Origin of the sequence: Selenomonas sp. F0473, from assembly GCF_000315545.1 — a bacterium.
Classification (GTDB): Bacteria; Bacillota; Negativicutes; order Selenomonadales; family Selenomonadaceae; genus Centipeda.
In genome coordinates, this window is record NZ_JH992902.1 from 16,546 (window position 1) to 27,807 (window position 11,262).

Sequence of the window (11,262 nt, forward strand, 5' to 3'; positions counted from 1 at the left end):
ATTATAGCACATCTTTCAAAAAATGAAAGTGTCAAATGCAACTTTTGTATTGATATGTGTTCATATATGAGAAGAAAATCCCATGAAGATTGACGTTCCCGGCGTTTTTTGGTATAACATAACGAGCGTATTCATTTGAAATAAATGCAGTGAAAGAGGGAATCCCGTGAGCAATCTTGAGGTCGGCATTGTCGGGCTGCCAAATGTGGGCAAGAGCACGCTGTTCAACGCGATTACAAAAGCGGGGGCGGAGGCGGCGAACTATCCGTTCTGCACGATCGAGCCGAATATCGGCGTGGTGGCGGTGCCGGATGCGCGCCTCAATGTGCTGACGGATCTCTATCATTCGAAAAAGACGACGCCCGCAAGCGTGCGCTTCGTGGACATTGCGGGACTCGTCAAGGGGGCGTCGAAGGGCGAGGGCCTGGGGAACAAGTTCCTCGAGCACATCCGCCAAGTGGATGCGGTCGCCCATGTGGTCCGCTGCTTTGAGAGTACGGATATCACGCATGTGGAGGGTGCGGTCGACCCGCTGCGCGATATCGACATCATCGAGACGGAACTCTGTCTCGCCGACCTCGAGGCGGTGGAAAAGCGCGCGGCAAAGGTGACAAAGCTGCTCAAATCCGGCAGCAAGGAGGCAAAAGCGGAGGCCGCGGCGCTTGACCGCCTGAAGGCCGTGCTCGACGAGGGGCATCCCGCGCGCGAGGCGGAGCTCTCCGCGGAGGAGCAGGCGCTCCTGCGCGATTTGAACCTCCTCACGCGCAAGCCGATCCTTTACGTTGCGAACGTCGGCGAGGACGAGGCGGCGACCGCCGATGCGGAGAATCCGCACGTTCGGGCGGTGAGGGAGTATGCCGCGCGCACGGGGGCGGAGGTCGTCACGGTATCGGCGCGGCTCGAGGAAGAGATCGCGGAACTGGACGCCGAGGAGGCGGCGGTATTCCTTGAGGAGCTCGGCCTCAAAGAGAGCGGGCTGGATCGGCTCATTCACGGCGCGTTTGCGCTCCTCGGCCTCCAGACCTTCCTCACGGCGGGGGAGGATGAGTGCCGCGCGTGGACGATTACGCGCGGGACGACGGCGCCGAAGGCGGCGGGAAAGATTCATACGGACTTCGAGCGCGGGTTCATCCGCGCGGAGATCGTGAGCTACGAGGATCTCGTCTCGCTCGGCAGCGTTGCGGCTGCGCGCGACAAGGGGCTGGTGCGGCTCGAGGGCAAGGACTATGTGATGCGGGACGGCGACGTCGTGAATTTCCGATTTAACGTCTGATTGCCGCCGCCCCGCGGACAAGTTTTTATCCGTCGGTATGGACAAGCGCGCACTTTTGCGTTACAATTCATTCGGCTATTTTTACAGAAGATATTTTTGAAAGGAAGTGAAGAGCATGGACGACACACCTTTGCAGCCCGAACCTCATAATCAATACAACCCGTCCTCTCTTCGCTCCGCAGACCTGTTTTTGCACTGACGGAGGAGGGCGGCCGGAAAGGAGCGCTCTCCCTTGCTGCAAATCTATAAATCCATGGAGTCCGGTCCTCTGCAGGAGCTCTCGCTCAAGACGCTCAGCAAAGGCGCGTGGATCAACATTGTCAATCCGACGCCGTACGAGCTGAAGGTCGTCAGTACGCTCACAGAGGTGGACCCCGACTTCCTCCGCTCCGCACTCGACGATGAGGAGCGGTCGCATACGGACATCGAGGACGACTCGGTCATGATTCTGACGAACGTCCCCGTGTATCGCGGTGAGAACAGCTACGATACGCTGCCGCTCGCGATCATCTTAACGGATGAGCACGTCATTACGGTCTGCCTCGAGGAGACGCCCGTGATGGCGGAGTTTAACGAGCGTACGGCGAAGCTCTTTCGCACCTATAAAAGGACGCAGTTCCTCTTTCAGATTCTCTATAAATCCGCGGTGTTTTATCTGCGCTATCTGCGCCAGATCAGCAAGCTTTCCGAGGAAATCGAGGATCGTCTGCGCGACGATATGAAGAACAGTGAGATCCTGCGCCTGCTCCAACTGCAGAAAGGCCTGACCTATTTCAATGCGGCGCTGCGGTCGAACGGCGCGGTGCTCGATCGGCTGATGCGTCTCAGGACGAATACGTCGGTGCATCATATCATCAAGATGTACGAAGAGGACGAGGATCTCCTCGAGGATGTCATCATCGAAAACAAGCAGGCGCGAGAGATGGTCGAGATGTACAGTACGATTCTCGCGCGTCTTGCGGATACCTTCTCGTCGATCGTCTCGAACAATCTGAACCTCGTTATGAAATTCCTCGCGGCGATCACGATCATCCTCGCGATACCGACGGTGATCTCGAGTTTCTTTGGAATGAACGTACCCGTGCCGTTTACGGACGATCCGTACGGATTCGTGCGCATTGTCGTCATTGCCTCGCTTGTTTCGACGGGGGTCGTTTATCTGCTGTGGCGGAGGGATATGTTTTGATACGCGAAGAGCAGCTGCGGCGGGGCATCATCTTCGGCGATCAGCATACCGCCGAGTACGTCTATATGCCGGGCAGCGAGGTCGGCGCGGAGCATCCCGTCTATGTGTACGAGGCGGGGACACGGCGCGCGGATATCGACCTCGGCGAGGCGCTGCGCCTCATCCGCGTACGAGATCTAAGACCGACGGAGCATCCACTGCTTGGACAAACGAGCTGCTGATAGGCGGCTCGTTTTTTGATAGGATCAACAGATAGTTCCATCATAAAAAACAATGAATAAACGCCGCGCTTTGGCCTTTTGAGAAAGGCTATCGTGTTTACAAGCATGTGTTTCCGTTGTATAATAAACAAAAAGTATAGGAGAAGTGCGCCTTCATAGATATTCTTTTTGATTCTTGTTATCAGAAGAGTATGGAAGGTCATATATTTCTATACTCCTGTGTGTTATATTTTCAAACGATGGGGAAATATATCCATATTTCTCTGGGGAAGGGAGCGGTACTATGGCCAGAAAAATGAAGACAATGGACGGCAACACGGCTGCCGGCTATATTTCATATGCGTTTACGGACGTGGCCGCAATTTATCCGATCACGCCGTCGTCACCGATGGCCGAGCATGTCGACGGGCTCGCGGCAAAGGGCATGAAGAACCTGTTCGGACAGAAGGTGCGCCTCATCGAGATGCAGTCCGAAGCGGGCGCCGCGGGGGCGGTGCACGGCTCACTCCAAGCGGGGGCTCTTACGACGACCTATACGGCGTCGCAGGGACTCCTGCTCATGATTCCAAATATGTATAAGATCGCGGGCGAGCTCCTGCCCGGCGTGTTCCATGTGAGTGCACGCGCGATCGCGGCATCTTCGCTGAATATTTTCGGCGACCATCAAGACGTGATGGCGGCACGTCAGACGGGCGTTGCGATGCTCGCGGAGTCGAGCGTGCAGGAGGTCATGGACCTCTCCGCCGTCGCGCATCTCGTTGCAATTAAGGGGCGCATCCCGTTTATCAATTTCTTTGACGGGTTCCGTACGTCTCATGAGATTCAAAAGATTGAGGTCGTGGACTATACCGACCTCGCGAAGATTCTCGACTGGGATGCGGTGAACGCGTTCCGCCGCCGCGCGCTCAATCCGGAGCATCCGGTCATCCGCGGCACGGCACAGAATCCCGATATCTACTTCCAGGGACGCGAGGCGGTCAACAAATACTACGACGCCATTCCGCAGCTTGTTGAAGACGCGATGGCGGAGATGGCGAAGATCACGGGACGCGAACATCATCTCTTCGACTATTACGGCGCGCCCGATGCAGACCGCATCATCATTGCGATGGGTTCGATCTGCCAGACGGCGCAGGAAGTCTCCGAATATCTCAACAAACAGGGCGAGAAAGTCGGGCTCCTTTCCGTGCATCTCTTCCGTCCATTCTCGCTCGAGCATTTCTTCAAGTATCTGCCGAAGACGGTACAAAAGATTGCCGTACTCGATCGTACGAAGGAGCCGGGATCGATCGGCGAACCGCTGTATCTCGACGTTAAGGCGGCGTATTACAGCTCGGGGATGAACCCCGTCATTGTCGGCGGCCGTTACGGCCTCGGTGGCAAGGACACGACGCCGGATCAGGTCTTTGCGGTCTATGAGGAGCTCAAAAAGGATGATCCGATCCATAGCTTTACCCTCGGTATTGAGGACGATGTGACGCATCGCAGCCTCACGCCGATTCACGGCGATGTCAACCTCACCAAAGAAGGGACGACGGCGTGCAAGTTCTGGGGGCTTGGTTCCGACGGTACGGTCGGCGCGAACAAGAGCGCGATCAAGATCATCGGCGACAAGACGGATATGTACGCGCAGGCGTATTTTGCCTATGATTCGAAGAAGTCGGGCGGTATCACGATGAGCCATCTGCGCTTTGGCAAGTCGCCGATCATCAGTCCGTACCTCATCAACAAGGCGGACTTCATCTCCTGCTCGCAGCAGTCCTATGTCCGTCAGTACGATCTGCTCGCAGGCCTCAAAAAGGGCGGCAAGTTCCTGCTCAACACGGTCTGGAGCGACGAGGAACTGGATACGCATTTGCCGGCGTCGATGAAGCGTTATATCGCGCAGAACGACATTGAGTTCTATACGGTAAACGCCGTTCAGATCGCGCGTGAGCTCGGACTCGGCGGTCGTTTCAACATGGTGATGCAGTCGGGGTTCTTCAAACTCGCGAATATCATTCCCATTGAGGACGCTGTGAAGTATCTTAAGGACGCCGTCGTCACATCCTACGGCAGCAAGGGCGAAAAGGTCGTCAACATGAACAACGGAGCGATCGATCAGGGCATTGCCGCTCTGCACCGCGTGAATGTTCCCGCGGCGTGGAAGGATGCGCCCGACGAAGAGGTCGAGGTCAATCCGCGGATGCCGAAGTTCATCACGAACATTCAAAACGTCATGAACCGCCAGGAGGGCGACAAACTCAAGGTCTCCGACCTCGCGGGCATGGAGGACGGCACGTTCCCGTTGGGCGGCACGGCATATGAGAAACGAGGTACGGCGATCTCCGTTCCGGTTTGGAACAAGGAAAAATGCATTCAGTGCAACCAGTGTTCGCTGGTTTGCCCGCATGCCGCCATCCGTCCCGTGCTTACAACCGACGAGGAATTGGCTGCGGCCCCCGAGGGATTTGAATCCGTCAAGTCGAAACCGGGCAAGGCACAGAACCTCAATTTCACGATCGCCGTTTCGACGCTCGACTGTCTCGGCTGCGGCAACTGCGCGCAGGTTTGCCCGGGCAGGGCGCTCGATATGACGCCGCTCGACGATAAGCTCCGCGACGCGCAGAAGTACTTCGATTTCGGCGTGGATCCGGAAAAGGTCTCGATCAAGAATACGCCGATGAAGAAAACGACGATCATCGGATCGCAGTTTGAAAAGCCGCTCTTCGAGTTCTCGGGCGCCTGCGCAGGCTGCGGCGAGACACCGTACGCCAAACTCGTTACGCAGCTGTTCGGCGACCGCATGCTCATCGCGAACGCGACGGGGTGTTCCTCCATCTGGGGCGCCAGCGCGCCGGCCATGCCGTATACGACGAATGCGCAGGGACAGGGACCCGCATGGGCAAACTCTCTGTTTGAAGACAACGCGGAGTATGGTCTCGGCATGTATCTCGGCACGAAGGCCATCCGCGAATCTCTTGCGGCGGCTATGACCGACGCGATTGCGGCGCAGAAAGGCTCCGAGGAGCTCCGTGCGGCGATGCAGGCATGGCTCGAGAAACGCGATGAGGGCGAGGGTACGCGCGACCGTGCAAGCGCGCTGAAGAGCCTGCTCGAAGCGGAAAAGGGCAGCGACGAGCTCCTTTGCCGCATCTACAGCGACAACGACTACTTCGTCAAGCGCTCGCAGTGGATCTTTGGCGGCGACGGCTGGGCGTATGACATCGGCTACGGCGGCCTCGACCATGTGCTCGCATCGGGCGAAGACGTCAACGTCATGGTGTTCGATACGGAGGTTTACTCCAATACGGGCGGGCAGGCGTCGAAGTCCACGCCGGCAGCCGCGATTGCGGAGTTTGCCGCAACAGGGAAGAAGACGAAGAAGAAGGATCTCGGCATGATGGCGATTTCCTACGGCTACGTTTACGTTGCGCAGGTGGATATGGGCGCCGATCAGAACCAAGTCCTGAAGGCGATCAGCGAGGCGGAGGCCTATCCGGGGCCGTCCCTCATCATCGCATACTCGCCGTGCATCAACCACGGCATCCGCAAGGGCATGGGCTGCGCCCAACTTGAAGGAAAACTCGCCGTCGAGTGCGGTTATTGGGCGAATTACCGCTACAACCCGCAGCTTGCGGATGCGGGAAAGAATCCGTTCATCCTTGATTCCAAGGAGCCGGACTTCTCCAAGTTCCAAGAGTTCCTCATGGGCGAGAACCGCTACATCAGCCTCAAGAGCAGTTTCCCCGAGGCCGCGGACGCACTCTTTGAAAAGACGCAGAAGGATGCGGAGACGCGCTACAACAGCTACAAGAAACTCGCCGGAAAAGAATAACGGTTTCGTCTTATGGAGGGAACTCGCCGTACAAATTTGTGCGGCGGGTTTCTTTTTTCCTGCGGAAAAAAGGAATGATGTATATTCGAAGAGAATTAACATAGGGAACACGGATGTTTGCATGTTGGACGATGTGCGGAGGCTTCTCCTTGCCGCAAGGAGGGATTTTATGAGAGTTCACGCGTTTGTGGATGCGGAAAACGTTGGGCCGCACTTCTTTTTTGAGGGATGCAAGAGGATGCGCAGACTGCATCAGATCGTCCAAGTGGATATGTTCGGTAAGGTACAGCCGCATTGGACGGTGCCGTATCGATTTATCCCCTGTTTTGTCGGGAAGAACAGCGCGGATATGTTTATGACCGCCGCTATCGTTCGTGCAATATATGAAGAGCCGCTCACAGAATGCTTTGCCATATTTACGCACGATAGGGATTTCATTCCCGTGATCCAGACGGTAACGGATGCAAAGAAGCATATCGTTTTGGTTACGGAAGACAATGTCATCATGGAGCGCTTGAGACATACGTCCGTTGATATGAAGTACCTTACCTCGATAGAACTCCCGGCGCGCCGGGCAACCCGACAGCCTGTACATGCGAAAGGATATCGGCTCGTTTCCCTGCCAAAGTCGGAAGTGACGCATACGGCTCGGTACGACTTAAAAACGTGCTTTATTCGGACAAAGTCCACACTCTTTGAAGTTCCGTTCGCCAATGGAATGGATATGAATACCTTCTGCCGCATTATCCCACTCCAAGAGATTAGGCAGGGGCACGGGAAGAACAAAAGCATGAAGGATATACTGAAGCAGAGCTTCCTCAAAGTCGTGGACGACAAAATCTATATTGATGAGGAAGAATTATAAGTTTTCCCGGCCATATCGTCTGAAAGCCCTCTGAAAAAAATTATTCAGAGGGCTTTCAGTGTGTCCGGCTATAATAATGTCACTCGGTAGAGTCAGTTTCAACGGATTGTATATGGCAGCAAGGAAGGTGTCCGTGATGTTCAGTCATGGGAAGAAGATCGCGGGGCTTGCGTTCGCGGCGAGCCTCATCGCCATGGGGACAGCGCGCGCCGCTGTGCCTCAGGACGCGCTGGTCGTCGGCGGCATCGAATACGGTGCCTCGGAATCCTATGTTCGGAGTGTCTATGGCTCTCCGCATAAGGTCGAGACGAAATACGGCGCTTCTTATTCCTCGGGCCGGGCGACCGAATGGGAATATGGGAGGGGCTTTGAGATCGTCTTTGACGACGGTTTCGTCCGGCACATTGAGGTCGACGCCCGCAACGGCATACAGACACGCGCGGGCATTGCCGTCGGTACGGATGTGAATACGCTTGTCGCGGCATATGGTCGGCCGGATGCGCTATACGGCGATCGCTATGTATATTTTGCCGATGAAGATCAGACGATCGGCTTTTCTTTCGAGATAGAGAACGACTGTGTGGATGAAATTACGATGGGGGGCCTCCGCACGGCCGACTAAGACGACTATCTTTGACGAGGGAAGAGGGATCATCATTGAAGACCAAAACGTGTGCGCTTTTTCTAAGCGTGGCCGCTTGTACGGGGATTGGTGCGAGTTTTATCATTGATACTGTGCGGACGCATCCTGTGCCGCTGCTGCGGGCGGATGGAAAACCTGCCGGCATCTCGCGTGCCGATGTCGAGAAAACGCTTTCTGCCGATGATGCCGCAAAACGTGAAGCGGAGAATATGCGTCAGCATCATACGTACGGACAGGGCGCAGCGCGCCGTATGATGTCCGAAGCCCTCGTGCTGGGGGATATTTCCTACGGCGCGGGAGAGGCAGATGTCTGCGCACGCTATGGACAACCGACGGATATCGAGTCGGAGCGCAGTACGCGTTATGCCGGCAAGGAAGTGGCCGCGTATGAATATGCGGACGGCCTCACCGTTCATTTTGTCGATGGGGTTGTCCGCCGGGTCAAGATATCGGAGCACAGTGCGCTCGCCTCGGGGAAAGGCGTGCATATCGGCACAACGGTTGATGAAATGCGGAATATCTATGGAGAGCCGAATCTTGTCTACGGAGAGGATTATGTTTATTACTCCGAGAACGATCCAACCGTGGGGTTCGCGTTTGAAACGGAGCATGGCCGCGTCGAAGAGATTAAGATGGGAGACTTGGGACTCTAACGGTCCTTTGGGCTGCTTTGTCAAGGTGTTGCTGCCTTCGCAAAGCAGTTTTTGTGTATAAAGAAGACCCGCGTCACATGGTTCAAAAGTTCCCAAACGGTGGAAAATGATCTCTCATTTGATAGACTAAAGCCGGGACGGCTGGCTTAACAAAAGAAAACATCTGAGGGAGGCGCATAACGCTGAAGCAACCCCAAAAGGACAATTGCAAAGGGTCGAGGGGCATCCGATACAATGAACACTCCCCCGCTATGCGGGGGAGTGTTCATTGTATCGGATGTGTTTTGATAGCAAACGGCAGCGTATGTGTGGCTATTGCCCGTGCGCGCAGATCTGCGGCGCTGTATTTTGCCCAGATGATTGAGACCTTCTTTTGGAATGCGCGTGCCGGGCATGGCCTTGATAGTTGTGACCGCACATTCTTTCGGATAGCGTCTGCAAATGCTTCCGGTATTTTTGCCGTTCGTTGGGCAAGCAGTATCTTGAGGCGGGTGTCGACGAAGTAAAGATGAACGGTTGGGTCGGCAAGGTCATTTTCATTTGGCAGGAGATCATCTTTTACGAGGGAAAGGGAGAACGGCGCGTCGCCCCAGCCGTCCTTGAAGATGCCGTCGATACGGTAGAGAAAGAACAGGATGCCGTCCACCTCCGTGACGGCGAGTTCGATTTCGCCTGTGCGAAACGCTTCGACGGCGATGGCGTCTGTGCGCGATAATTGGAGCAGGAACATTATACCGTTTTTATCCGCTTGGAACATACCGCCGTCTGCCTGCGCGAGAATAGGAAGGGGGAAGGGCTCGCCGACGGAAAAATTGACTGATTCGCTCATAAAAGTCCTCCTTTGTGTTCTGTCTTATCATAGCACAGAAAAGGAAAACCCTCCATCCTTGTCGAACACTATATCAACGAAATAGAGAGGTGACGTATGATAACAAAGGGAATTATCCTCGCGGGAGGATCGGGAACGCGGCTCTATCCGCTGACGAAGGTCGTGTCGAAGCAGCTCATGCCGATCTACGATAAGCCGATGATTTACTATCCCCTCAGCACGCTTATGCTCGCGGGGATTCGTGACATCCTCATCATCACGACGCCGGCCGACAGCGAGCTCTATCGTACGCTCCTTGGGGACGGCAGTCAGCTCGGCCTCTCGATCTCCTACGCCGTGCAGCCGAGCCCTGACGGACTCGCGCAGGCGTTTATCATCGGTGCGGATTTCATTGCGGGCGAGGCATGCGCACTTGTGCTGGGGGACAATATCTTCTACGGCTCCGATTTTGCGCAGGCGCTTCAACATGCCGTCCGGCGTGAGGAAGGGGCGACCGTCTTTGCCTACTACGTCTCCGATCCGGAGCGGTACGGCGTCGTTTCCTTTGACGTGAAGGGGAATGCGCTCTCCCTTGAAGAAAAGCCGGAGCATCCGCAGTCGAACTATGCCGTGACGGGGCTCTATTTTTATGATAAGGACATCGTGGACATTGCGCAAACGATTCGGCCGTCGGCACGCGGAGAACTCGAGATTACGGACGTTAACATCGCCTATCTGCGGGCGGGCAAACTGCATGTTGAGCGGTTGCGGCGCGGTTATGCGTGGCTCGATACGGGGACGCATGAGTCGCTGCTGTCGGCGGCGGCGTTTGTTCAGACCATACAGGCTCGGCAGGGGCTCAAGATATCGTGTATCGAGGAGATCGCCTACCGTATGGGCTATATCGACGCCGAGCAGGTGCTGCGGCTTGCCGAGCCGCTCGCGAAGAACGAATACGGCGATTATCTGAAACGCGTCGTATACGATAGATAGGGGAATACGGGATGAAGGTTATCGAGACAAAAATCCCCGGCGTTCGCATCATCGAGCCGCAGGTATTCGGCGATGCACGCGGATGGTTCATGGAGAGTTGGTCGCAAAAAAACATGGAGGATGCGGGTATCCGTGTTGACTTCGTACAGGACAATCATTCCTTTTCCGCCCGGAAGGGGACGCTGCGCGGACTGCATTATCAACTGAACCCCATGGCACAGGCAAAGCTGCTGCGCGTTTCCCGCGGCGCGGTTTTTGATGTTGGCGTAGACATCCGCCGGGGTTCGCCGACCTATGCACAGTGGGTAGGGGTGGAGCTCTCCGCCGAGAATCACCGTCAGCTGTTCATCCCGCGGGGCTTTGCGCACGGGTTTATCACACTGACCGACGACGTTGAGGTACAGTATAAAGCGGATAATCTCTATGCACCGGATTGTGACGGCAACATCCGTTGGAACGATCCTGATATCCGTGTTGCGTGGCCCCTTTCCCCCGTTGTGTTGTCTGAAAAAGATGCCGCCGCACCGCTTTTAGCGGAACGTACGGAGTTGAACTTTGTCTACCCCTGAAGCAGACGGGAAAGCTTTCGCGAAAAACGAAAAACGATGAAGAAAATACTTGACGAAGAAAAACCGTTGTGATATATTATGACAGTCGCCCTGATGAGGCATAGAAAAGATAAAAGCGTCTTTGATGAACTCAAAATCAGCGCGGGAATGTACCCTGAAAACTACACAATGCAGAGAGGTTAGAGATAATCTAACCGAAGCCAGATGCAACATCGTTGACAAAGGTTGACGAAG

General features: G+C 55.5%; 10 protein-coding genes. 9 read left to right on the plus strand and 1 reads right to left on the minus strand.

Features of this window, described 5'->3' with window-relative positions:
• Positions 1 to 166 precede the first annotated feature (166 nt).
• From ychF to HMPREF9161_RS00115, 7 genes are all read left to right on the plus strand, one after another.
• Positions 167 to 1,273 carry a redox-regulated ATPase YchF gene (gene ychF / locus HMPREF9161_RS00085; RefSeq protein WP_009727628.1) on the plus strand — a complete coding sequence of 369 codons (1,107 nt, stop codon included), beginning with the start codon at positions 167 to 169 and terminating at the stop codon, positions 1,271 to 1,273.
• Positions 1,274 to 1,505: 232 nt separating this feature from the next.
• Entirely contained in the window at positions 1,506 to 2,459 is a 954-nt protein-coding gene (locus HMPREF9161_RS00090) for a magnesium transporter CorA family protein (protein ID WP_009727629.1), read from the plus strand.
• Positions 2,456 to 2,680, plus strand: coding sequence for a hypothetical protein (locus HMPREF9161_RS00095; RefSeq protein ID WP_009727630.1), 225 nt, complete (start codon positions 2,456 to 2,458; stop codon positions 2,678 to 2,680). Before HMPREF9161_RS00090 ends, HMPREF9161_RS00095 begins: the two co-directional genes overlap by 4 nt.
• 283 nt (positions 2,681 to 2,963) lie before the next feature.
• The gene (nifJ, locus tag HMPREF9161_RS00100; RefSeq protein ID WP_009727631.1) at positions 2,964 to 6,497 is read left to right on the plus strand and encodes a pyruvate:ferredoxin (flavodoxin) oxidoreductase; all 3,534 of its coding nucleotides are present in this window, start codon (positions 2,964 to 2,966) and stop codon (positions 6,495 to 6,497) included.
• Positions 6,498 to 6,735: 238 nt separating this feature from the next.
• Complete coding sequence (locus HMPREF9161_RS00105; protein ID WP_198002147.1) at positions 6,736 to 7,362, plus strand: NYN domain-containing protein; 627 nt, start codon at positions 6,736 to 6,738, stop codon at positions 7,360 to 7,362.
• A 112-nt stretch (positions 7,363 to 7,474) separates the two neighbouring features.
• The gene (locus tag HMPREF9161_RS00110) at positions 7,475 to 7,984 is read left to right on the plus strand and encodes a hypothetical protein (RefSeq protein WP_232213510.1); all 510 of its coding nucleotides are present in this window, start codon (positions 7,475 to 7,477) and stop codon (positions 7,982 to 7,984) included.
• Positions 7,985 to 8,019: 35 nt separating this feature from the next.
• The gene (locus tag HMPREF9161_RS00115; RefSeq protein WP_009727634.1) at positions 8,020 to 8,658 is read left to right on the plus strand and encodes a hypothetical protein; all 639 of its coding nucleotides are present in this window, start codon (positions 8,020 to 8,022) and stop codon (positions 8,656 to 8,658) included.
• Positions 8,659 to 8,923: 265 nt separating this feature from the next.
• Here the strand turns inward: HMPREF9161_RS00115 and HMPREF9161_RS00120 are convergent, their stop codons facing one another.
• Positions 8,924 to 9,487 (minus strand): hypothetical protein, encoded by a 564-nt coding sequence (locus HMPREF9161_RS00120; protein WP_009727635.1) that lies wholly within the window; start codon positions 9,485 to 9,487, stop codon positions 8,924 to 8,926.
• A gap of 96 nt (positions 9,488 to 9,583) precedes the next feature.
• Between HMPREF9161_RS00120 and rfbA the strand changes: the two genes are divergently transcribed.
• Positions 9,584 to 10,459 carry a glucose-1-phosphate thymidylyltransferase RfbA gene (rfbA, locus tag HMPREF9161_RS00125; protein ID WP_009727636.1) on the plus strand — a complete coding sequence of 292 codons (876 nt, stop codon included), beginning with the start codon at positions 9,584 to 9,586 and terminating at the stop codon, positions 10,457 to 10,459.
• A gap of 11 nt (positions 10,460 to 10,470) precedes the next feature.
• Positions 10,471 to 11,028, plus strand: a complete 558-nt coding sequence (gene rfbC, locus HMPREF9161_RS00130; RefSeq protein WP_009727637.1) for a dTDP-4-dehydrorhamnose 3,5-epimerase — start codon at positions 10,471 to 10,473, stop codon at positions 11,026 to 11,028.
• Positions 11,029 to 11,262: the final 234 nt, after the last annotated feature.

What these genes read in the sequence shown, in the direction of transcription:
- nifJ (WP_009727631.1), top strand. Translation starts at nt 2,964, where the DNA reads ATGGCCAGAAAAATGAAGACAATGGACGGCAACACGGCTGCCGGCTAT.
- HMPREF9161_RS00105 (WP_198002147.1), top strand. Translation starts at nt 6,736, where the DNA reads ATGCGCAGACTGCATCAGATCGTCCAAGTGGATATGTTCGGTAAGGTA.
- HMPREF9161_RS00110 (WP_232213510.1), top strand. Translation starts at nt 7,475, where the DNA reads ATGGCAGCAAGGAAGGTGTCCGTGATGTTCAGTCATGGGAAGAAGATC.
- HMPREF9161_RS00120 (WP_009727635.1), bottom strand. Translation starts at nt 9,487, where the DNA reads ATGAGCGAATCAGTCAATTTTTCCGTCGGCGAGCCCTTCCCCCTTCCT.
- rfbA (WP_009727636.1), top strand. Translation starts at nt 9,584, where the DNA reads ATGATAACAAAGGGAATTATCCTCGCGGGAGGATCGGGAACGCGGCTC.
- rfbC (WP_009727637.1), top strand. Translation starts at nt 10,471, where the DNA reads ATGAAGGTTATCGAGACAAAAATCCCCGGCGTTCGCATCATCGAGCCG.